We start from the raw sequence: 238 nt of genomic DNA, 5'->3' as shown, positions 1-238 counted from the left end.
AGAAGGGCTGAGGACAGTACTCGTGAGCAACACCCGCGAGAACACCACCACCGGCGTCCTGCCGAAGTCGGGTCTCGCGCAGCACGACGGGAGCGGCGCGGTCGCGTCGCTCCCGTCGCCGCGGCGCCGCCGGCGTACCGGCTGGGCCATGCGCCTCGAGATCCTGCTGCTGGCGGGACCCGCGGCGATCGTCTTCCTGGCGTTCGTGATCTTCCCGGTCGTGATCGCCGCCTACTAC

The 238-nt window shown here is 70.6% G+C and carries 1 protein-coding gene; it reads left to right on the top strand.

The genetic code is table 11. The features are described 5' to 3' along the window. Window positions 1-22: 22 nt before the first annotated feature. Window positions 23-238: hypothetical protein (locus SB775_RS33615; protein WP_410865638.1), on the top strand; the 216-nt coding region annotated here is incomplete at its 3' end.

It is taken from the genome of Peribacillus sp. SIMBA_075, assembly GCF_046534585.1.
Note: the sequence above shows the minus strand (reverse complement) of the source record. Positions and strands in the feature narration are given on the sequence as shown.